The sequence below is a fragment of the Thalassospira sp. MIT121401 genome (genome assembly GCF_047125595.1).
Classification (GTDB): Bacteria; Pseudomonadota; Alphaproteobacteria; order Rhodospirillales; family Thalassospiraceae; genus Thalassospira; species Thalassospira povalilytica.
In genome coordinates this window covers 2488024-2510182 of the sequence record NZ_CP138926.1, presented here as the reverse complement: position 1 = coordinate 2510182, position 22159 = coordinate 2488024, and the positions used below count along the sequence as shown (strand labels likewise).

Sequence of the window (22159 nt, the reverse complement as noted above, 5' to 3'; positions counted from 1 at the left end):
TGGTGACGCGAAGGGTGCAGTGGCAATCGACAATCAGCCTGCCTTTTGGGCAAACGGATCATCGACAATCGGCCAAAGCGGACGTTTGACATGACGGTATCCGTTGGTTTTCGGATCCGACGGATAAGGACCATGCACATCGATATAGATGATCTCGCCCGCGATCTTGGCGAAGGCATCGTAGAAGTGATTGGTCGATTTGATAAACAGATATTTTTTTGATTTCGGATCGATGCCCATATTGGAAAACAGGCTGGGATCGAAACTTTGCGACCGGTTGGTGTTCAAAATGACCTCGCCGCCGCCAGGAAGTTCAATCACCGCGCAATCGCCAAGCGGCACGATGCTTTGGCCGAAATACTGCCAGGCATCGCGTTCAAGCTTTTTGACCACCACTTCGGCATCAATGGGTGCGCCCGCATGGGCCCCGGTTTTCCCGCCAAAGCGCAGCGGCAATGTCGCGCCCTCGCCAGCCGAGAAACAAGTCTTTACCGCCATCGGATCCCAAAGCGTGCCAAAGGCATAATCGGAAAGCCCGCGTTCCATTACCGCACGCAGCAAAATCGTGCTGTCGCCCGGAACACCGCCGCCCGGATTGTCCCAGACATCGGTCAGAACAATCGGCTGTGCATCGGATGCCAATGCCTGATCAAGGGCGGCTTCGGGTTTAAGGAATGTCGGGCGGGTGGCCCCACGGAAACCAAACAACTCAACCCCCAGGTCTCGTGCTATCTGTTTGGCTTCCGCAGGGTTATTGTTGGTGGTGACAACGACCTTGGCCCCAAGATCGGGAACGTCACCAGCCATAAATCCGTGAATGAACGATATCGACAGGATATCGCCCGTGCCCTCCATATCCTTTGCCCGGTCGATAAAGGACCGCATCGGTTCGCGCGATGTCGGCAGAACTTCGATCATGTGGCAATCAAACACCGCCTTGGTCGGGGTGATTTCACCGCGCAAGGTGCGCAGGACAAGATCAACAACCGCCCGACCGGTTTCGACAAAATCGGTATGGGGGAATTCCTTGAACGCCACGATAATGTCGGCATTGTCGACCCGAAGTGCTGTCAAATGACTATGCGGGTCGAAACTGGTGCCGATCACGACATCCGGACCGACCAGATCGCGAATGCGCGAAATCAGATCACCTTCGCAATCAAGATAATCCTGGGCCACCATTGCCCCGTGCAAGCCAAGGATCACGCCATCAACGGGCATGGCCGCACGCAATTGACCAAGAACCTCGTCACGGAGTTGTTCATACGTCTCGCGGCTGACCAACCCGCCCGGTTCGGCCCAGGTTGCGGTTCCTTCGATCAGTTCCCAGCCTTCCTTGGCTGCGCGAAGACGGCCTTCGGTAAAGACGGCACTGCACAGCGTCGGTGTGACCGGATGTTGGCCGGGAGGTGCGTAAAAGCTTTCCTGAAAATCGGAAAAATCAGTTCTTAAAGGGGAAAATGTATTGGTCTCGGTTGCAATCGAGGCGCAAAAAATCCGCATGGCCCGTGCCTTTGTTATTGGTCTTATGAAATTGGAAAATGGAATCCGAAGGGGCAGAACCCTGCCCCTTCGGCAGATGGAACGGCTTATTCCATGTAACGGCTGGCGTTGGCCTTATCGACTTCCTGCTGGAACAGGTTCAGAAGCTTGACGCCTTCGTCACCGAGGCTTTCCTGAACGTGTTTGACCACGACCGGCTGGGTTGCTTCTTTGAACTTTTCACGGTCTTCAGCCGACAGTGCGGTGATTTCCATTTTGTCCTTAAGACCGGCAAGACCACGATCAGATGCCTCGATCACGCGCGAAACACCACGGCTTGCAACAACGCAAGACTGCGCAGCATAGCGAATGATTTTCTGCTGATCGGCAGTCAGGCCATCCCAGAAGGTTTTCGACAGCATCATGGTGTAAGGCGAGAACAGGTGGTTGGTCAGTGTCAGGTAGCCCTGGACTTCGTTGAACTTGGCAAAGGTCACAGTCGGAACCGGGTTCATCTGGCCATCGATCACACCGGTCTGAAGGCCGGCATAAACTTCACCCCAGGCCATCGGGTATGCTTCTGCACCCAGCGCCTGCATGATTTTCTGATGCGACGGCAGCGACATGGTACGGATACGGATGCCTTTGAAATCTTCAAGCGTCGCGATGGAATGCTTGGAGTTGGTCACCGCAAAGAACCCGCCGGTATCGGGGAAGCCAAGAACCTTGACGTCACCAAGGGTGCCTTCGATATCCGATGCAAGTGCCGAACCGAACGGACCGTCAAACACATCATAGGTCGATGCGTTGCTGTCGAACGCGAATGCAAGGTTCAGAACATCAATGCGCGGATAATAGGATGCCAGCGCACCGGTCGAGGTCAGCGTCGCCTGAATCAGGTCATCGCGCACCATCTGAACATGTTCGGCTGCCGAACCAAGCTGGTTGGACGGATAGACTTCGACCTTGATTTCGCCATTGGTGTCAGCTTCGACAATATTGGCAAAAACCGCGGTGCAGGCATGGGCCGGGTTCTCAAACGGGTCGGCCTTGTTGTCATGCGCGAATTTCAGAACCTTGGTTTCGGCAAACGCCATCGAGGTGCTGCCCATCAGCATCGCAGTGGCCAGGGCAGCAGCGCCCAAACGCTTTACGGTTTTCATTCTTACCTCTCCTTGATGTAACGACTTTATGGTGTCCGGCATCTTGTTTTGGTGCGCGCCCCGGCCCGGACTGACCGGGGCTGTCTTCAACCCGCTGGCCTAGCGGAAGCCAAGCAGTCGCGGTATCGCGAGAGCCAGATCCGACCAGAAGGCAAACAGGAACAACACGCCCAACTCGGCCAGAAGGAACGGCCAAAGCTGTGCAGCAATTTTTTCAAGCTTTTCACCCGTCACTGATGACAGCACGAACAGACAGGCCCCGACGGGCGGCGTCATCAGCGAGATATTGAGTGCAAGGACAAAGATGATCCCGGCATGGATCGGGTCCATCCCGATCTGAAGGGTCAGCGGAACCAGAACCGGCGCCAGAATGATCAGGATGGCATTGATATCCATCACCATGCCGATCATCAAAAGCAGCCCGACAATCATGAAGATCACGATATAGGGGTTTTCCGAAACGCCCAGAACGAGGCTTGCGACTTCTTGCGGGATGCGGTTGAAACTCAGCCACCAGCCAAGGATCGACGCAAAGGCAATGATCACAAAGATCACCCCGGTCACACGTGCGGTGCGCACCAGCATCTTGAAGAAATCCGCAAAGCTGAGCGCGCGATAGATAAACACCCCGATAAACAGCGCATAGCCGACGGCAACGGATGCTGCCTCGGTCGGTGTGACAACCCCGCCAAGGATACCCCCCAGAATGATGAGCGGCATGATCAGGGCGGTAATCGATGATTTGAAAATCTGCCAGATTTCCAGAAGTGTCGCCCGGCGTTCATTTTTTGGCAGGTTCTTGGCACGTGCAGTCACGGCAATCACGGTCATGCAGATCAGACAGATCATCAGACCGGGCAAGATCCCGGCGGCAAACAGACCACCGATCGAAACGCCCATCAGCGACCCATAAACCACCATCAGGCCTGACGGCGGAATGGTCGGGCCGATGATTGATCCGGCCGCGGTAACCGCACAGGCATAGTCGCGGCGATATCCGCGTTCAACCATCGCAGGCACAAGCGTCTTGCCAAAGGCCGCCGCATCCGCGGTCGCCGCCCCGGTCAGACCGGCAAAGAAGACGGATGCCAGCATGTTGGTATGGGCAAGACCACCGCGCATATGCCCGACAAGGGCCTGGGCGAATTTGACCAGACGGCTGGTAATGCCGATATGGTTCATGATTTCGCCAGCCAGAATAAAGAACGGCATGGCAAGGAACGGGAATACGTTCAGACCGTTAAACACCTTGCTTGGGCCTTGGGACAGGAACATTCCCCCGCCCATGTCAAACAGGCCGACAACGCCCGCCACACCAAGGGCAAAGCCGATCGGCATGCCCAGAACCATCAGAATAACAAAGATAATGGCGACGATCATTCTGCGCCCTCCGCAAGATCAACCGGGATGAAACGGCCCTGATCACGCAAGGCAACAAGAAGAAGCTGGATGGCTGCCAGAAGTGCCGAAACCGGCACTGCGGCATAGGGAATTGCCAGCGACATGCCGAAAATCATCGCCTGTCGGCGCATGCCGCCTTCGGCAAAACCAAATCCGTAGATCGCCAGATACAGGAAGGCTGCAAGCGCAATCAGATCGACAAGAAACAGGATGGTGCGCTGGATCGGCATTGGCAGGCTTAAGACAAACATCCCGATGCCGATATGTTCGCGGCGCGCAATCCCGGCCGAAATCGCCAGAAGTGCCGCCCAGATCATCAGGTAACGGGCAAGTTCTTCGGGCCATGGCAATTGCCAATGGAAAATGTATCGGTCAATAACCCCAAGCCATACATCAAGAACCAGAACCAGCATCAGAACCGCGATCACGCGTTCGACACCCCAGTTCAGGCCACGGCTTAACATTGCTGCAATGGTTTCAACACGGCGTAATGCCATCTTCGCCAAACTCTCCGCTGATGAATCTTTTGTGTATTTTTTCTACATATTGAGTATCATTTTGTAGCTTGTCTACACATTTTTGACATTAAAAGCACAATTTTTTGGCTATTGACCGAAATTTGAAACTGATTTAGGTAGTTAAACTACATTTTAAGCAGGATATTGTTTTTACAACGATCCATCAGCCAAAGCAGGGAGTTTTCAATGGCGATCAAACATTATGGCAATGAACGCAGCGGTGCCGGCGGACAGAAATTGCCGTTTTCACCCGCAGTTCGCGCAGGCGACTACGTCTATATTTCCGGTCAGGTCGCAATGAAGGAAAATGGTGAAATCGCCTATGGCGGTATCGAAGACCAGACCCGTCTGACCATGGAAAACGTCAAGGCCGCACTCGCATTGGCCGATTGCACGCTTGATGATGTCTTCAAGATCAACGTCTGGCTGGCTGATACCCGCGATTTCTGGACCTTTAACCGCGTTTATGCCGAATTCTTCCCGGGTGAGCGTCCTGCACGTTCCACGGTACAGTCCCAGATGATGGTTGACGCAAAGATTGAAATTGAAGCTATCGCCTACAAACCGGAAAAGTGATATTTCCCAAAGGGGTGCCATTTTTGGCACCCCTGCCCGACCTTTGAAACAGAACCGGACAAGACCCATGCAACCGACGGCCGACATTATCAGTTTGCTGCGTAACCAGTCGGGTGAATTCCCCAACCGGGAACAGCTGGTTGCCAATTATGTCAGCGAGAATCTGGAAGCGGTTACCACGATTGCCCTTTCCGATCTTGCCAACAATGTTGGCGTCAGCGAACCGACGGTCATTCGTTTTTGCCGGACACTTGGTTGTGACGGGTTCCGTGATTTCAAAATGCGTCTGGCGCAGAACCTTGCGGTCAGTATGCAGTATCTGACATCCGAAGACATTTCGGATGACACAACAGATGCAGACGTTCTTTCAAGTCACGTTCTGGGCGTTATCATCGACAATTTGCGTCTTCTGCGCGAACAGATTTCATCAAGCCAGGTCGATCAGGCCGCCGATATTCTGGTCAAGGCCCGCCAGATTGCGTTTTTCGGCGTCGGGGGTGGTTCGACCACCGTGGCGTTTGATGCTGCCAACCGGTTTTTCCGTCTGGGCATTCCGGCACAATCGCAAAGTGACGGCTATTTGCAACGCATGCTGTCGTCAACTTTGGGGCCCGACGATGTGGTTTTTGCCATCTCGACCAGCGGTCGCCCGACCGAGCTGATCCATTCCGCTGCCATTGCCCGGCAATATGGTGCCAAGGTCATCTCGCTGACCAATCCTGACAGCCCGCTTGCTGCGGAAAGCGATCTTGTCATCGGGATAGAGATGCCTGAAAACCCCGATATCTATAAACCCACGGCAACACGCCATGCGTTTCTGGCCACCATCGATGTCATTGCCACCGCTGTTGCGCGCCGCATGCCAGATCAGGCAAAAGAAAAGCTGCGCCGTATCAGATCATCCCTTCTGACGGTCAATCTGCCGACCGGGCGCCAGCCCATCGGGGACTAGGCGCGCCCACCAAATTTATCTGCCCCGCACAAAGGTTACCCCATGCCCCAGATCGCATTTATCGGTGAATGTATGCTTGAACTTTCCGGGGCACAGCCCGGGTCTGTTTTCGGCGCTGCAAAGCTTGGCTTTGCCGGGGATACGTTGAATGCCGCGACCTATATGGCGCGCACCAGCCGCCTTCTTGATCCGGCACAATCGGGGACGGCTGCCTATATCACGGCACTTGGTCGCGATGCCTATAGCAATGCGATGATTGCGGCCTGGCAGGCCGATGGCATTGCGACCGATCTGGTCCGTCAGATCGATGGCGCCCTGCCCGGTCTTTACACCATCCAGACCGATGCGACCGGCGAACGAAGCTTTTCCTATTGGCGCGATCAGGCCGCCGCCAAACAGGTTCTGGCGGGCGGACATGACCAGACCATCAAAAATGCATTTGCGCGCTTTGACGGGTTTTATCTTTCGGGGATCAGTCTTGCGATCCTGTCGCCTGCTGACCGCCAGAACATGATCAGGCTTGTCGCCGAATATGCCGATCAGGGTGGCAAGGTTTACTTTGATACCAACCATCGCCCGCGCCTTTGGCCTGATGCAAAAACCGCAATCGAGATCTATCAGGCGATTGCGCCATATTGTGACACGGTACTTCCGACCTTTGACGATGATGCTGCCCTTTTCGGGGATATATCCGCGCAACAGACGGGCCAAAGATGGCTTGATGCCGGTCTGCGCGAAGTTGTGGTCAAATCGGGCGGTGCGCCGACCTATTGGTGCAATAGTGACGGACAGTCGGACTTTGTGACCCCGCCCGTGATCACCGACATTGTCGATACAACATCGGCCGGTGATTCCTTTAACGGGGCGTTTCTGGCAGCACGGTCACACGGCAACAGCATCGAAAACGCCATTGCCGTCGCCCAAAAGGTCGCAGGAATGGTGATTTGCCGCCACGGGGCGCTGGTTGATATCAGCGACCTGAAATTCGGCTAAGTTCGCCCCGACCTAGTAATCCAGCCGGTACTGAACACCCGCCTTGCTGTCGATTTCAGTGGTTTCGCTGGTCACGCTGATATTTGGCGTGACTTCAATTTCGACTTCAACCCCGCTTGATCCCGGTGTTGATCCGGCCTTGGTGCCGACATAGACCCCCTCGGTCAGGTATTTGCCGACCTTGACCTCGGGCCCGTTTTCACCACCACCGACCTGAAGTACATCGGCACCGATAAAGCGCCGGACACTTCCGACCACATCAAGCCCACTGCCCCCGCCTGAAAGCTCGTTCACGGCACTGGCCAACTGCACGGCTTCGACAGCACTCAGGCTGCCCTGGGATTTGCCAAACAGGACCTGGGACAGAATTTCATCTTCGGGCAAGGACGGCACCGACGTCAGAACCAGTTCAGGATCGCTTGACGGGCCCTGGAACCCGGCGGTGACTTCCAGATCGGCCGTGCTATAGACGCCTTTGATATCAAGCATCGGATCGGGTGGGGATCCCCCGGCAAAGGTAATTTTGGAGTCCTTGATGACGAATGTCTTGCCGATGATATCAAGCTGCCCGCGCAAGGCGGACAATTGACCGACAATGCTGGGATCATCGGTGGTGCCCGAAATTTCAAGGCGCCCGCCCCATTCGGAATCAAGCCCCTTGCCGCGCACAAACAAGCGGCCGGGAATATCAACGGTCACGTCAAGGTTGCCGGAAAAACCGTTATCCTTTTCAGCCGCCTTGCGGGCTTCTTCCTTTTCTTCCTCGTCAGGCAGATTGGCGACTTCGATCGTCGGAACGGATTCCGGCAGCGCGAGCGACAAATCCACCTCGCCACGCTGAACGGTAACCGTGCTTTCGATATCGGCACTTTCCTGATTGCCGGTGACCTTGGTGTCAACATCGGCCCAGAATTGCAATTCATCGACCCGCGACAGGGCGAAATTGCGCAAGGTGGCGGTTACGTCATAGGCCGCCTCGCCGCCATCCTTCATCGTCAGGTCAACCGATGCATCAAGTTTGCCGTTGCCGCCATCGGTTGCGCTGATTGACGGGATCGAAAGTCCGTTCTGATCAAACTCGCCCGCAAGTGTAACCTGTTCAAGGATCGTGCCATAAACAAGGTTCTCGTAATGCCCGTCAGACAGGCCGAGATTGCCTTTCCAGCCGATATCATCAAGTGTTCCGGCAACATCAAGTTCCAGATTGATCGTGCCCGATACCTGATGATCCGGTGCCGGTACATAGGGCCAGAATTCGGCAATTTCGCCATTCATCCGCACACTTGCCGATACCGGTGCCGCAAGATCAGGACTGAAATTCTGTGCAAGGACCGAAACCGCAAGCGGGACTGTCCCCTGTGCCGACAGGATTTTGACATCACGATTGCCAAGATTGGCCGTCCCGTTAAGGATCCCCTTGGCAAGATCAAGGTTAAGAACCATTTCAAATGGCTCCATATCCTTGACCGTGTTTGCGGTAATGCCACTGATCCGGCCTTTGACCGCCGCCACGGGCAAAGTGCCCTTGGTTTCGCGCAAGTTGGCCGACAGATTTGCAACACCGCTTAGCCCGTCATACCCGGCAATACGGCCCCATGGCCCCAGATCGACATCATCAAGCGAAAGGTCACCGGCTATTGATTTCTGACCTGCTTCCTGCGCAACCGTTGCCACCAGACGACCGGACCCGACGGTTACATCAGCATCCAGGTTTTGCTGACCGTTTGCTGCCATGACAAATTGCAACGGACTGCGCAGCTTGATGGTCTGGTCACTAAGCGCGAAGTCGAACTTGTCCGCAACCACACGGATATCATCACCCAACCCGATATTGGCGGCCAAATCCGCCGACATCGGAACATTGCCCTGATAAAATCCGGTCGTGTTCATCGTGACGTCAAAGGCATCCAGCCCACCCATAATCCCGACGGTAACGTCATCAATGGCGATGGGTGAAAAGACGATATCCTTGCCATCAATATTGGCCTTGATATCGGGCTGGGCAAAGGCATCACGAATTGTCGCGGCAATATTCACATTCTCGATCATTGCCGGATTGCCATCGGGCTGCTGATCAATACGCAGTCCTTTGGCCAAGGCCGACAGCGTGACGGTTTGACGCCCGTCTTCCGGCACAAATCCGATATCGCCACTGATCGTTCCATTGGCAAAGGGCACCCCGAAATCGCCAAGCATTTCGGCATCAAGCTTGGTTAGCTCAAGACTGCCCTTCATCGGGACGGCATACCCCGGCAGAACAAGTTCACCGCCCAGATCCAGAAATTCACCGCGCAACAGAATGTCGCTGATCAACAGATCATTTTCCGGCAGGCGCAAATTCGCCGCGATGTCATATGCATGCTTGCCCAGATTGAAAGAACCGCTATTGCGCAGCGCCAATACCGCCTGATCAGACCATGACATGCGGCTCGATAACACCACATTATCAATGCGTTGTCCGCCGGCTTTGACACTTGGGACGCGCAGGTCAATCTGACCGGGCGGGGCGGCAATATCCCCGTCCAGACGCACCGAAAGTTTTGCCGGTGCAATCGTCACCCCGATATCGGGTGGCACCGTACCCGGCGCGACATCAAAATCGGCCGTAACAGCAAGACGTTCAAATTCGTTTGTGATGTCGACTTTGACCGGTCCTTTGAGCGTTGCGGCATTCACTGCATCCAGATCAACCATCAGATCAAGGTTGGGCAGAAGTGCAACCTTACCCGAAATCGTCGGGGACGGTCCGACAATCCGGTCAAGATCGGAAATCCCGAACACGGTTTGTGTGCCCGAAACCGTCACATCACTTTTCAGACCGTCCAGTTCCGACCAGCTCAGATTATCAAGCGTAACCTGCCCCTGCCCGCCAAGATCAAGACCGGAAATCGGCGCAAAGATCGACAGATCGGCAACATCACCGACCAGCTTGGCGCCGTTAAGCGAAAATGTGTCATCAATTTCAGCAGACCCGTTGACCGCCATTTGCGGCGCAGTCAGCAACAGTTTACCGACTGATACCCTCGAAAAATCCGGGTTTACCAACGCATCGAGCGAAAGTTCCTGATCCGCACCCAAAAATGCGCCAAGGTCGCTGTCCTGCCAGACGGTGCCCGATGTCGATGCATCAAGGTTTGCCGCAACCGGCCCGTCCCCATCAGATGCCGGCATGTTGGCGCGCACTTGCATGCGTGCGATCGTCGAAACCGGTGTTGCAACATCCTGACCATCAATTGCAACGACAAGACCGGGCATGGCAAGATCGCCATTGGCCTCGACCGACAGTGCAACCTGCCCCCAGCGTACCGCATCATCAAGCAACCCGGACAAGGCCGGATCAATATCGCCATCCAGCCGTGCGGCAATCAGGTTTTCGGCCAGATCAAGATGTGCACTTGCCGACAGATCAAGCACATCTGCCATTGCCACCGTGATGCGATCAAGGGCAAGTTTTTGATCATCCGCATTGAATGCCCCGCCAATGCCAAGGGCAATATCCCCCCTTAGCGGTTCGGGCAAATCACCGGAAATACGGTCAAATGTCCGAACCCCGCCATCCAGCGAAAAGGCCAGAACATCGGATGACAATTGCACACCGACATCGCCGGTCAGCGCCGCATAACCGTCTGCGGTCAGTTCAAGTTTGCCGTTCCAGTCATCGGCCGGACCATCCCCGGCAAGCTTGATGCGTACATCGGGTGCAATATCGGGCGTCACCCCCGCAAGGGTCATGACCACACCTTCGCGGCCAAGTTCCCCGTCAATTCTGGCCGACAGTCGCTGTTTGGGACCATCAAAATCAAGATCGACATCAAGCTGATCGGTGCCACCATCAAGTGGCTGCAAATTCAGCGCAGCTGTCGCCGAAAGATTGGTGCCGATCGCGCCATTGGCCTTAAGGCTGTATAAAAATCCCTTGCCCGAAACCGGTTCAACCAGCGCAATTTCGCGAAGATCAATCGCATCAACCGACACAGCAAGCGGCAAACTGAACCCGCCACTTTCATCGGGTGTTTCGTCATCGGGGGTATCGGGAAGACTGCCATCAGGAAGCACAATGCTGGCCGTTTGCAAACCGACGTGATTGATTTGCAATTTCCCGCCCAAAAGGGCCAGTGGCGACCAGTCAAAATCGACCTGGTCAAGATCCAGGTGAAAGCCGTCTGCCGGGCGTTCCATTCGCAGACCGTCAAGTGTCAGTCCGGTCCACAAGCTGCCCTCGATCCGGCCAAGCTCAAATGAACTGTCGGTCGCAGCCGAAACCGTTTCATTGATCATCGGCGTCAATGCGCGCAATACCGGTCCGGTCCCGGCAATCCCGGCAACAGCAGCCACCGCAAGGACGGTACCACCAACACCAAACGCACCGTAACGCGCCCATTTCAGGGCTGGTTTACGGCGTTCATGTTCATGCGGATTATTCTCTGACGGAAGTTCAGACCTGGTCAAAATGCCTGCCCCAGACTGATATAGAATTGATAGTCATCATCGACGTTTTCACGCTTATCAAGTGGCACGGCAACGTCAAAGCGCAATGGCCCGACGGCGGTGTAATACCGGAAACCGAGACCGGCCGCCCATAACAGGGAAATGTCTTCGGGTTCGCTGCGTGCATAGACATTGCCGCCCTCGACAAACGGCACAACGCCGAAACTTTCGGTGACCCGAGCACGGAATTCAAAACCGAGTTCAAGAACCGAACGCCCGCCAAGCGGATCATGATCATCATCAAGGGGGCCGACTTTCTGATATTCATAACCACGGATCGACCCGCCACCACCGGAATAATAGCGTTTGTTCGACGGCAAATTGCCGCGTTCCTCGCCAATGATTGTCCCGGTCCGCGCCCGTGCGGCCAAAACATAATCCCCGTCATCATCAATCGAAAGATATTGCGACCCGGACAGCGACACCGATGTAAAATTGGTATCATGATCGGTCAGTCCCATATAGGGCGACACATTGATTTCAAACCGCGTTCCGCGCGTGGGATCAAGCGGATTGTCCGTATTGTCATGGCGCAGGATACCGCGCAAACCGGCAAGATAGAATTCCTCGTTCGGGGAATCCGACCCGGTCAGGTCGGAATATTCCGCCGTCACGCCAAGGGTCGTCGACCAGTTTTCACCAAGTGGACGTTCGACACCGACAAAACTGTCAACCGTTGCACCCTGATAGGCATCGGTATCATTGTTTTTTGCATTCGCCTCGGCCACCAGGGCCTGTTTGCGTTGCAGGAATTGCGGTTTTTTGAATTCCGCACTTAGACCCTGTTCAAGGCTTGAGGCATCGGCACCAAGCCGCAACCGTTCACCGGCGCCGAACAGATTTCGATGTTCCCAGAATGCGTTGGCGCCCGGACCATCCGCAGTCGAAAAATCAACCCCGCCGCCGATTGACCGCATTTTACGTTCAACCACATTGATTTCAACGGGGATCTCGCCGCTTTCGCCCACCGGGCCTGCGACCTTGACGATCACACTGTCAAACAGGTTGGTCTGCGCCAGATCGCGCCGCGTTTCGCGCACCCGTTCGGGACTGTATTGTTCGCCGGCCCGCCAGCTGCGATATCCCGCGATGAAATCCTGATCGACCTCGTCTGCACCATTGACCGTGACCGCGCCGAAATTGGCCTTTGGCCCGGTTTCAAAGGCATATTTGATCGAAATGGTTTTCTGTGCGGTATCGGCCATTACCGTGCGTTTGGTCGCCTTGACCAGCGGATAGCCCTGATCACGCAGGATATCGACACCGAATTGTTCACCAAGAATGATCGGCTCTGCCGTGGCGCGCTGACCGATTTGCAGGCGGGTTCTTTCAAGTTCGGCATCAGTTGCCGGGCGTTCGAGGACTTCGTCCGGGCGCACAATCACCAGGTCAACCGACGCAATCAGATATGGCGCACCGGTATCAATCATATAGGTCAGAACAAGCGGTGTGGGTGCGCCATCCCCATTCTCACCACTATCACCGTCTGCACCATTGCCCCGGTTATCAGCTTCATCAACCGTGTCTTGCGATGCGGTGCCATTCACTGTGTCATTTGCGGTGACATCGTCATTTTCATTATTCTCGCTGCCCGCCGGATTGCCGTTTTCTTCGACCGGTGCGTCATCACCGGTTTTTTCGGTGATCTCGAACGTGATCTGGCCGTCATAGAATCCGTTGGATCGCAGAACCGCCTGGAACCGTTCAACATCATCTTCGGCCCGGCGTTGCAGTCCGGCACGCGATGCGGTCGGGCGTGACTGTAACCGGCGCGCGGTACTGACCGCGTTCAATGCCTCGATCAGCTGTTCTTCATGATCGTCAATGCCGGTCAGTTCCACCTCATAGGGGATGGTGGTGCGCAGATCAGCCGGGGCTTGTGATTCGCCATTGCCAAACCCGAAATCCAGCCCGCCAATTCCTTCGTCAGATGAGCACGCAGCCAGCATCGTTCCCGCCATCAAGAGCGGAACAATCGCAGCAGATCGCCCATATGATCCAAATTTGCGGCGGATGCGGCTTGTCAAACGTCATATCCCTTGTGCTTTGTGTCCGGTCAGGTGACGCCAGTTAACATCGTTTGGCGTTCTTTTATACCCTTTGATCCCATCAGGGATTGTTGCAAACAGAATTGTTGTTATTTTCAAAACAGCGAACTGAAAACACCATATTTTCATTCATCTTACAGGTCGAGTGTCACCTGTGCCACTTCCCATGAAAAAATGGCATGGCTGTGAACAATATTCGCACTTGTGAGCTTTTTGGTTTGAGCGTACCGGGAGTTGCGCGCAACATATGCATCACATCCAATCGCAGGAGGTCCGTCTCGTGGCTTCGACCCAGACCAATACCGTCATTATTCGCAACGCAGTACGTGCCGACCTTGATGGGCTTTGCGCCCTTGAGAACGCCAATTTCCAAAGCGACCTGATTTCGCGCGCCTCTTTTTCGCGCTTCTTGCGTCAGGCATCTGCGCGTCTGCTTGTTGCGGATGCCGGCGATGCCGACAAACCGGCCATTGTCGGATACGGATTGCTGCTGTTGCGGGCGAATGCGGTCGTCGCCCGGATTTACTCGCTTGCGATTTCACAGGAATGGCGCGGCAAAGGTCTTGGTACACAGCTTCTGGCGGGGCTTGAGAATCTGGCAATGGATGCCGGTTGCCATCGTATGCGCCTTGAAGTGCGGGTTCAAAACGACACCGCACGTAATCTGTATGAGCGCCACGGCTATCAGAAGGTCGCCGATCTTCCGGGCTATTACGAAGATGGCGGTGACGGCATTCGCCTTGAACATGCGCTCTATGACGGTCAGACCGATGTTACCCCGGCGGTTGCCACCGGTGCGCCGCTGATCCTTGTTGATCGCCTGTCCGATCAGCGTTTTGCTGTTTCGGGTGCGCGCGTCATGCGGGTGCGTGACTATCTTGCGCTTGATCACGGGGTGCGCAACCGCCGTGTGATCAACCTGTGCCAATCCTATGAATATCTGTCGCGCGGCTATTATTGCAGCCTTCTGGCTGCTGCGCGTGCCGAACGTGTCATTCCCGAGGCAGATGTGCTTCTGGACCTTAACTGGAAGCGTCTTCAGAAAACCGCGCGTTCGGAACTCAGCCCGCAGATCATTGATGCCCTTGCAAAATCCGGCCATGGCCCGGAACAGGCACCGGATCATATTGATGTCTATTTCGGACGCACCGCCGACAAACGGTTCCGCCAGATCGCCGAACGGGCGTTTGACCAGTTCCGCTGCCCGATCCTGCGCCTGCATCTGAACAAGCAGGACCGCAAGATTTTGCGCGAAATCGAAGCCCCGTCCCTGGGTCAGCTTGATGACAGCAACCTTGCCGAATTTGAAGCAGCCCTCCGCGCCTATTTGCGCGGACGTGTGCGCAAGCAGGGCAACGTCACCCCGCCGACCGCACTGGTCGCGATCCTGCATGACCCGGACGAAGTTTTGCCGCCGTCAGACAAGGAAGCATTGGCAAACTTTGTTCAGGCCGCATCCGATCTTGGCGCCAAGGCCGAACTGATCACGGCCAAGGATTTCCATCATCTTTCGGAATTTGATGCACTTTTGATCCGCGAGACAACGGCCCTTGATCACCATACCTATCGATTTGCCAAACGCGCGGTAAAGGAAGGCATCCCGGTGATTGATGATCCGGACTCGATGTTGCGTTGTACCAACAAGGTCTATCTGGCCGAGTTGCTGCGCACCCATCGTATCCCCGCCCCGAAAAGTGCGATTTTTGACAAGCGCCGCATTGCCGAAATCGGTCAGCAGTTCAGCTTCCCGTCGGTTCTTAAAGTGCCGGATGGCTGCTTCTCGCGCGGGGTGCGCAAGGTGAAATCACCCGAACACCTTAATGAAGTCGCGACCGAGATGTTCAAGAACTCGGAACTTCTGGTCATTCAGGAATATGTCGAAACGACATTTGACTGGCGTATCGGTGTTTTGGGCGGCGAGCCGATCTTTGCCAGCCGCTATTTCATGGCGCCGGGCCATTGGCAGATCGTCAAACATGAAGATGACGGCAAAAGTTTCGAGGAAGGCGGGTTTGAAACGCTTGCCGTTGAAGATGCGCCCGCCGATATCGTTGCAACCGCCCTTGCCGCGGCCCGCCTGATGGGCGATGGCCTTTATGGTGTGGATGTCAAGGAAACCCCGCATGGCCCGATGGTGATCGAGGTGAACGACAACCCCAATGTGGATGCCGGGGTCGAGGATGTGGTTCTGGGCATGGAGCTATATCGCCGCATCATTGCGCATCTTCTGGGCAAGATTGCCCGCCCCTGAATTCGCAATCGCACCATAAAAAAGGCCGGGTTTACCCGGCCTTTTTGTCTATGAAGACGGCGGCTTGCAGTTTGTCGCGCCCGTATCTTGCCATCAGATCAAACTCGTTGCGCAGGATCGGCACCGACAAACAATCACTGCCATTAAACGGTTCGTGATCATCGCCGATATCGGGATCACTCACATAGACAAACCGGTCATCAAAGCCCGACACCACGACCCAATGCGGGATCTTGTCACCGTAAATGCGGTACTGGCTGATCAGGACCAGCGCCATCTTGCCCTGTTTGGCGCGTTCTTCGATTTCGGCCACGCCAAACGGTCCGGTCGTCACCACAATGCCGACATCCTGGGCCTGACGGGCAAAATCATAATGCACCAGTTCGACCACTTCGCGGTTTTTGGGTTTGCGCACCGTATCAACAAAAAGCGGCCCGTCGCGGCTGCTTAGCACCTCGGCACCAAATCCGCGACGATTGGCCGCCAATGCCAGTCCCAGCGGACCACACCCGCCATGACCCGATGTCATGAACACGGTGGTTGCTTCGCGCCACAGGGCAATTTCCAGATTGCGATCAAGTTCAAGTGACGGATCAAGTGCATTCATCGCCATCATCAGGGCCGCCGGGCCGCAGGTGAATGGCAATGTCTGGTGATAGAAATGAATAGGGGATGGCAGGCGCAGGGCATTGGGCACCAATACCTTTTCCATGCGCAACGCGTCGGAATGATCGGGGTAATAATCCGGATAAAGCGCAAATTCGCGGTAGCCCGCAGCATGAAACAGCGAAATGGCGCGATCATTTTTCTGACTGACTTCCAGACGCAGGATCGGCGCGCCGAAATCAAGGCTGAGTTCTTCGGCCCGGGTGATCAATTGCTGCCCGATCCCCTGCCCGCGCCAGTGCGGCGATACCGCCAGGGAATAAAGACGCGCAAGTGCGACATTGCGCCGGAAAATCACCAGCGCATAGCCAACAACGCCACCATCGGTGCAGGCAACGCACAGACGCGCGGTTTCGCTTCCGACAAAGCGTTTGAATGCGCGCCGGTTCAACCGGTCAATTTCAAAGGATTGATCTTCAATTTCGCACAGCGCATCAATGTCGCCAGGCACGGCCAACCGGATATCAATTTTGGCCTTTTCACGCGTATTCAAAGTCACACCCACAGCAGAAAATCTGACACACGGTATCATACCGTCCTGTCATATCGACATGATTTGCAAAAATGCGATAGTGCAATTTTGGCAGGCGTGCCGCGCATTTATGCGATGGGGACCGTTCCCATCGCATAAAGGTCAATAAACGGACATCCGCACTTAGGCGCGCGCAGCAATGCGCGGCAATAGCGGCGACATGTCATAACCGGCATCGGATGCCGATTTGATAATGTCCTGAACCGGCAGATTTCCGGCGTTGGCCAGCGACCAAAGGATCGTGCAACGCGTGCCGGTCCGGCAATAGGCAAAGATCGGCTTTTCCGCCGCGGCAAGATTGGCGGCAAATGCGTCGGCATCGGCGTCCGAGACATTGCCACTTGCGACCGGCTGGAAAATTGCCTTGATGCCGGCGGCTTCGGCCTTGGCGGCAATCTCGGCAAAGGATGGCTGGCCCGGGTCTTCATTATCCGGGCGGTTACAGATGATGGTCTTGTAACCGGCCTTGGCAATCTCGTCGATCGCATCAAGTGGCAATTGCGGGGATACCGTCAGGTCGTCGCTCAGGCGTTTCATTTTTCTGTTCCGTTATGTCTTGCCGATGGCGTACCGCAATCTGCCCGTCAAAACGGACATGCGCAGAACACCTTAACTGATACGGATGCCACTATAGCGCGGTCGTTGCAACCGCTTGAACAGAAAATTGTCATGTGCAGACGACTGACAGCAACCCGCACGTTATTTCGAAAGCGGACAGGTCCGAACACCCAGCAACAGATAAAGCGGGCAAAACCGGAAGGCCGCGGTCAATAACATGACAATCCCGGCTGCAACCATCACCCAGCCGAATGTCCCATAGGCCACCATCCCCTGTTCGGGTGTTGCCATAATCAGCGGCAAGGCAATCAGAAACGCACCGACACAGGCACGCAATACACGATCAATCATCCCGACATTTGCCATGACATCCTCCTTGGGCCGTCGCTGTAAGATCACACAAGCATTATATCATTATGTATTGATTTACATTGATAATGATCAATTGGCGGCCAATTCGAAGACATGTGATTTGGATTATTGCCCTTATATGAGCGGCATGTAAAAAGGGGAAAAATCAAAACACATCAAAACACATCAGGAACCGTGCCGTGACGATCGATATCCCCCAGCCTGCTGCGGCTTCATCCGCCCCGGATTATCCCGAATGGAAGCACGCCAACCCGGACGGCAGATTTTCAGATTGGCTCAAGGCATCGGTTGCTGAAAACTGGCATCGCGTCACGCATCATCCCTTTACGGATGCCTGGGGTAAGGCGGCAATCCCAAAACGCAATCTTGAAAACTATCTTATTCAGGATCATCGCTTTATCGACCGGTTTGTTGCCCTTCTGGCTGCGGCGGTATCGCGCGCCCCGACACTGAAGGACCGCATTCCCGGCTGCCAGTTTCTGGCTCTTCTGACCGGGGCTGAAAACACCTATTTCGAGCGATGCTTTGTCGCACTTGGCGTCACCGATGAGGCCCGCGCAACACAGCCCGACTGGTCTGCCACCAGCGATTTCAAACAATTGATGGCCGATGCCGCCAATGGCACCAGCTATGCCGATATGCTGGCCGTACTTGCCGTGGCCGAAGGCACCTATCTTGGCTGGGCCGACCGGGTCAACCGGTCCCTGACAGAGCGTCCCGAGGATTTCTGGTATGCCGAATGGCTTGATCTTCATGTCGGTGCGTATTTTGAAAGTGTGGTTGGCTATCTGAATGATCAGCTTGATCAGGTTGGCCCCACCCTGTCGGCATCGGACCGCGACGGCTGCCTTTCGTTCTTTGCGCGGGCAACGGAACTTGAAGTCCGGTTCTTTGATACCGCATGGGGATCAGCGCAATGATCACCATTCGCCGGTTTCGCGACGAAGATGCCGCGACAATGACCGACATATATGCCCGGGCGGTCGCCGAACTCGGCCCGAAATCATATGGCCCGGAACAGGTGGCGATCTGGGCCAGCCTGCAACCAAATCCCGATCAGTTCAAAAAACTGATGACCGACGGGCGCTATTGCCTGGTCGCCGTTGATCAGAATGATCGTGCGGTTGCCTTTGGCGATGTTGAACCCGATGGCCATATCGGATTTTTATATGCCAGCCCCGATGTGGCAGGAACCGGGGTGGTTGCCAGCCTTTATGGTGAACTTGAAAACGCCGCCAATGCGCAAAATATCGGCAAGCTCTATTCCGAAGCCAGCGAACTTGCCAAATCCTTCCTGCTTAAACAGGGATTTTCCGTGGTCGAGCGGCGCGACTTTGAAATCAATGGCGTTCCGATCCACAATTATGCCGTTGAAAAGCGCCTGCGCAAACCGGGCCAACCCGCATAAAAAAGGCTGCCAACGGTTCGTCGCTGGCAGCCTTTTGAATTTGAGCCCGGTTTGATCAGTCGCGCAATCCGCGTTTGGCCGTTCCCAAAACACGATCGATGAACAAATCCGCCTGCCCGACATAGTTTGCAGGATCACCGACCTGTGCCCAGTTTACCGGCGCGTCGGTCAATTTGGGCAATTCATCAAACAGGTTCGACCCGTTTGCCGATGATTTGGCAATGGCGTCCTTGACCAGCTTGTCCGCGGCATCACGCCCGATATGGTCGGCAAGGGCAAAGGTCGCGGCTTCTGCCAGCATCGCCCCGCGCGACAATTCAAGGTTTTCGGCCATGCGCCCGGTATTGATTTTAAGGTCCGGCACCATATCAACCGCCTGCGCCAATGCCGTTCCCGCCGCCATAATGATCTGCGGCAAGGTCAACCATTCCAAAAGCCAGCTTGACCCGCAACGTTCATGATCATGAAGCTGTGACTGGCTGAAAACGCCAAGTTGCCCGGCATTGAACCGCGCAAGGGTCACAAGCATTTCGGCCTGCACCGGGTTGGATTTATGGGGCATGGTGGATGACCCACCGCCCTTGCCCGGCTGGACTTCGGCGATTTCCGATTGCGCCAGCAAAACAAGATCCTGACCCATTTTGCCAAGCGCACCGGTTAACACTGTTAACTGACTTGCGAAATCCACCAGAACATCACGCTGCGCATGCCAGGGCATATCAGATGCCGGAAGATCAAGTTCTTCGGCCAGGTTGCTTTCGACATCGGCGGCCTTTGCCCCGATTGATGCCAGCGTGCCCGCCGCCCCGCCAAAGGACAGCCGCAACAAATCCGCCGCCAAGCTGTCGATCCGCCGGTCGATCCGCACCAGCGGAGCCAACCAACCGGCTGCCTTCAGGCCGAATGTTGTCGGAACAGCCTGTTGTGAACGGGTGCGCCCGATCATCACGGTCTTGCGATGTGCATCTGCATGGGCCGCAAGCGATCTGGCCAGTTTGCGAATGCGCCGACGGATGATGCCGATTGCGTCGCGCAACCGCAATACCAGTGCCGTATCAACCACATCCTGACTGGTGGCACCGAAATGGGCGAACCGGGCATCTTCACCGCCAATTTCGGCCTTTAATGCCTTGACCAGGGCCGGGACCGGCACACCGGCACTTGCCGTTCCCGCCGCCAACGACGCCGGATCCGGATTGAAATCGCGGCAAACGTCGGCAATCCGTGCGGCACTTTCCCCCGGAATGACACCTGCGCGGGCTTCTGCCGCGGCAAGGGCAGATTCAAACAGCAACATCGAGGCAATCTGTGCCCGGTCATCAAACAGGGCCGCAATTTCCGGATCGGAAAACAGCCCGCCAAGCAGGGCCGAGTCAAAAGGCGAAATCGTCATCAGGTCAAATCCACCATGGTAATCAGGTGCGAATTCATAGTGTCGCGCTGTGCAACGGGTTGGTCAACAACGCAAAAAGAAGCCCCTGCCCGTTCAGAAAAATCTGAGCGCACAGGGGCGTCTTTCAACTCATAGGCAAATCGTTCCCGGGATCAGACTGCTTCAAGCGCAATCGCAATCCCCTGACCGACACCAATGCACATGGTCGCCAGTGCGTATTTGCCACCTGTGCGTTTAAGCTGAAGGGCCGCCGTACCGGCAATACGTGCACCCGACATGCCCAACGGATGACCAAGGGCAATCGCCCCGCCATTCGGGTTCACACGCGCGTCATCATCGGCGATGCCAAGATCACGAAGGGTCGCAAGACCCTGGGATGCGAATGCTTCGTTCAGTTCGATCACATCAAGCTGATCAGTGGTCCAGCCCAGACGTGCCAGAAGCTTTTTCGATGCCGGTGCCGGGCCAAAGCCCATGATGCGCGGGGCAACACCCGCCGTCGCACCACCGACAACCTTGGCAATCGGTTTCAGGCCATATTTCTTGACCGCGGCTTCGGATGCCACGATCAATGCAGCCGCCCCGTCATTGACGCCCGATGCGTTACCCGCCGTTACCGAACCGCCTTCGCGGAACGGGGTCGGCAATTTGGCAAGGGTTTCAACCGTGGTACCCGCACGCGGATGTTCATCGGTATCAACCACAACCGGATCGCCTTTGCGCTGGGGAATGGTCACCGGGGTGATTTCCTGGGCAAGGGTCCCGTTCTGCTGGGCAGCGACGGCCTTTTCCTGTGAACGCACGGCAAAGGCATCCTGATCACCGCGCGAAATGTTGAAATCTTCGGCAACGTTTTCACCGGTTTCGGGCATGGAATCCACACCGTACTGCTTTTTCATCACCGGATTGACAAACCGCCAGCCAATAGTGGTGTCATAGATTTCCGCATTGCGCGAAAACGCCGACGTTGCCTTGGGCATCACGAACGGTGCACGTGACATGCTTTCAACGCCACCGGCTATCATCAGGTCGGCTTCGCCCGCCTTGATCGCGCGTGCGGCAATGATGATCGCATCCATGCCCGAACCGCACAGACGGTTGACCGTGGTTCCGGTTACGGTTTCGGGCAATCCGGCCAGAAGCGATGACATGCGTGCAACGTTGCGGTTGTCTTCACCTGCCTGGTTGGCACAGCCAAAGACCACATCGTCAACCGCACCAAAATCAAGATCGGGATTACGTTCAACCAGTGCCTTGAGCGGCACCGCGCCAAGATCGTCGGCACGTACCTGTGACAGGCTGCCACCAAAGCGGCCAATCGGGGTACGGATGTAATCGCAAATATATGCGTCAGCCAT

At 55.6% G+C, this 22159-nt stretch carries 17 protein-coding genes; 6 read left to right on the top strand and 11 right to left on the bottom strand.

Annotated elements, in window-relative coordinates; all coding sequences use genetic code 11:
* Positions 1 to 33 precede the first annotated feature (33 nt).
* From SIB88_RS11500 to SIB88_RS11485, 4 genes are all read right to left on the bottom strand, one after another.
* Positions 34 to 1503, bottom strand: coding sequence for a M81 family metallopeptidase (locus SIB88_RS11500; RefSeq protein WP_068517382.1), 1470 nt, complete (start codon positions 1501 to 1503; stop codon positions 34 to 36).
* Between the two features lie 86 nt (positions 1504 to 1589).
* Complete coding sequence (locus SIB88_RS11495) at positions 1590 to 2645, bottom strand: DctP family TRAP transporter solute-binding subunit (RefSeq protein ID WP_068517381.1); 1056 nt, start codon at positions 2643 to 2645, stop codon at positions 1590 to 1592.
* 99 nt (positions 2646 to 2744) lie between these two features.
* Positions 2745 to 4025 (bottom strand): TRAP transporter large permease, encoded by a 1281-nt coding sequence (locus SIB88_RS11490; protein ID WP_068517380.1) that lies wholly within the window; start codon positions 4023 to 4025, stop codon positions 2745 to 2747.
* On the bottom strand, positions 4022 to 4543 hold the full coding sequence (locus SIB88_RS11485) for a TRAP transporter small permease (RefSeq protein WP_412558114.1): 522 nt from the start codon (positions 4541 to 4543) through the stop codon (positions 4022 to 4024). The genes SIB88_RS11490 and SIB88_RS11485 overlap by 4 nt, the downstream gene beginning before the upstream one ends.
* 207 nt (positions 4544 to 4750) lie before the next feature.
* Here SIB88_RS11485 and SIB88_RS11480 point away from each other — a divergent pair, with 207 nt between their 5' ends.
* From SIB88_RS11480 to SIB88_RS11470, 3 genes are all read left to right on the top strand, one after another.
* A complete protein-coding gene (locus tag SIB88_RS11480; RefSeq protein WP_068517378.1) occupies positions 4751 to 5140 on the top strand; it encodes a RidA family protein in 390 nt (129 codons plus the stop codon).
* A 67-nt stretch (positions 5141 to 5207) separates the two neighbouring features.
* Positions 5208 to 6092, top strand: coding sequence for a MurR/RpiR family transcriptional regulator (locus SIB88_RS11475; RefSeq protein WP_068517377.1), 885 nt, complete (start codon positions 5208 to 5210; stop codon positions 6090 to 6092).
* Between the two features lie 42 nt (positions 6093 to 6134).
* Positions 6135 to 7085, top strand: coding sequence for a sugar kinase (locus SIB88_RS11470; protein ID WP_412558113.1), 951 nt, complete (start codon positions 6135 to 6137; stop codon positions 7083 to 7085).
* 12 nt (positions 7086 to 7097) lie between these two features.
* On the opposite strand, the gene SIB88_RS11465 is transcribed toward SIB88_RS11470, so the two are convergent.
* Together SIB88_RS11465 and SIB88_RS11460 are read right to left on the bottom strand one after the other, a co-directional pair.
* Positions 7098 to 11534: a translocation/assembly module TamB domain-containing protein gene (locus SIB88_RS11465; RefSeq protein ID WP_412558112.1), complete on the bottom strand. Its 4437-nt coding sequence runs from the start codon at positions 11532 to 11534 to the stop codon at positions 7098 to 7100.
* Complete coding sequence (locus SIB88_RS11460; RefSeq protein WP_412558111.1) at positions 11531 to 13600, bottom strand: autotransporter assembly complex protein TamA; 2070 nt, start codon at positions 13598 to 13600, stop codon at positions 11531 to 11533. Before SIB88_RS11460 ends, SIB88_RS11465 begins: the two co-directional genes overlap by 4 nt.
* A 301-nt stretch (positions 13601 to 13901) precedes the next feature.
* Between SIB88_RS11460 and SIB88_RS11455 the strand changes: the two genes are divergently transcribed.
* Entirely contained in the window at positions 13902 to 15872 is a 1971-nt protein-coding gene (locus SIB88_RS11455; protein WP_206927715.1) for a GNAT family N-acetyltransferase, read from the top strand.
* A 31-nt stretch (positions 15873 to 15903) separates the two neighbouring features.
* On the opposite strand, the gene SIB88_RS11450 is transcribed toward SIB88_RS11455, so the two are convergent.
* The 3 genes from SIB88_RS11450 to SIB88_RS11440 all read right to left on the bottom strand — a co-directional run bounded on the left by SIB88_RS11450 (position 15904) and on the right by SIB88_RS11440 (position 17994).
* Positions 15904 to 17031, bottom strand: coding sequence for a peptidase C39 family protein (locus SIB88_RS11450; protein WP_412558110.1), 1128 nt, complete (start codon positions 17029 to 17031; stop codon positions 15904 to 15906).
* A 162-nt stretch (positions 17032 to 17193) separates the two neighbouring features.
* On the bottom strand, positions 17194 to 17607 hold the full coding sequence (locus tag SIB88_RS11445) for a TIGR01244 family sulfur transferase (protein WP_068517373.1): 414 nt from the start codon (positions 17605 to 17607) through the stop codon (positions 17194 to 17196).
* Positions 17608 to 17769: 162 nt separating this feature from the next.
* Positions 17770 to 17994: a DUF2892 domain-containing protein gene (locus SIB88_RS11440; RefSeq protein ID WP_068517372.1), complete on the bottom strand. Its 225-nt coding sequence runs from the start codon at positions 17992 to 17994 to the stop codon at positions 17770 to 17772.
* A 185-nt stretch (positions 17995 to 18179) separates the two neighbouring features.
* Between SIB88_RS11440 and SIB88_RS11435 the strand changes: the two genes are divergently transcribed.
* Entirely contained in the window at positions 18180 to 18920 is a 741-nt protein-coding gene (locus tag SIB88_RS11435; protein ID WP_412558109.1) for a TenA family protein, read from the top strand.
* On the top strand, positions 18917 to 19408 hold the full coding sequence (locus tag SIB88_RS11430; protein ID WP_082817695.1) for a GNAT family N-acetyltransferase: 492 nt from the start codon (positions 18917 to 18919) through the stop codon (positions 19406 to 19408). The genes SIB88_RS11435 and SIB88_RS11430 overlap by 4 nt, the downstream gene beginning before the upstream one ends.
* A gap of 55 nt (positions 19409 to 19463) precedes the next feature.
* On the opposite strand, the gene SIB88_RS11425 is transcribed toward SIB88_RS11430, so the two are convergent.
* Both SIB88_RS11425 and pcaF read right to left on the bottom strand, forming a co-directional pair.
* Positions 19464 to 20801, bottom strand: a complete 1338-nt coding sequence (locus tag SIB88_RS11425) for a 3-carboxy-cis,cis-muconate cycloisomerase (RefSeq protein ID WP_412558108.1) — start codon at positions 20799 to 20801, stop codon at positions 19464 to 19466.
* Between the two features lie 152 nt (positions 20802 to 20953).
* Positions 20954 to 22159, bottom strand: coding sequence for a 3-oxoadipyl-CoA thiolase (pcaF, locus tag SIB88_RS11420; RefSeq protein ID WP_250283817.1), 1206 nt, complete (start codon positions 22157 to 22159; stop codon positions 20954 to 20956).

Coding starts and splice junctions, on each gene's coding strand:
- SIB88_RS11490 (WP_068517380.1), bottom strand. CDS start 4,025: ATGATCGTCGCCATTATCTTTGTTATTCTGATGGTTCTGGGCATGCCG.
- SIB88_RS11425 (WP_412558108.1), bottom strand. CDS start 20,801: ATGACGATTTCGCCTTTTGACTCGGCCCTGCTTGGCGGGCTGTTTTCC.
- SIB88_RS11500 (WP_068517382.1), bottom strand. CDS start 1,503: ATGCGGATTTTTTGCGCCTCGATTGCAACCGAGACCAATACATTTTCC.
- SIB88_RS11445 (WP_068517373.1), bottom strand. CDS start 17,607: ATGAAACGCCTGAGCGACGACCTGACGGTATCCCCGCAATTGCCACTT.
- SIB88_RS11480 (WP_068517378.1), top strand. CDS start 4,751: ATGGCGATCAAACATTATGGCAATGAACGCAGCGGTGCCGGCGGACAG.
- SIB88_RS11495 (WP_068517381.1), bottom strand. CDS start 2,645: ATGAAAACCGTAAAGCGTTTGGGCGCTGCTGCCCTGGCCACTGCGATG.
- SIB88_RS11440 (WP_068517372.1), bottom strand. CDS start 17,994: ATGGCAAATGTCGGGATGATTGATCGTGTATTGCGTGCCTGTGTCGGT.
- SIB88_RS11470 (WP_412558113.1), top strand. CDS start 6,135: ATGCCCCAGATCGCATTTATCGGTGAATGTATGCTTGAACTTTCCGGG.
- SIB88_RS11485 (WP_412558114.1), bottom strand. CDS start 4,543: ATGGCATTACGCCGTGTTGAAACCATTGCAGCAATGTTAAGCCGTGGC.
- SIB88_RS11430 (WP_082817695.1), top strand. CDS start 18,917: ATGATCACCATTCGCCGGTTTCGCGACGAAGATGCCGCGACAATGACC.
- SIB88_RS11475 (WP_068517377.1), top strand. CDS start 5,208: ATGCAACCGACGGCCGACATTATCAGTTTGCTGCGTAACCAGTCGGGT.
- pcaF (WP_250283817.1), bottom strand. CDS start 22,159: ATGGCTGACGCATATATTTGCGATTACATCCGTACCCCGATTGGCCGC.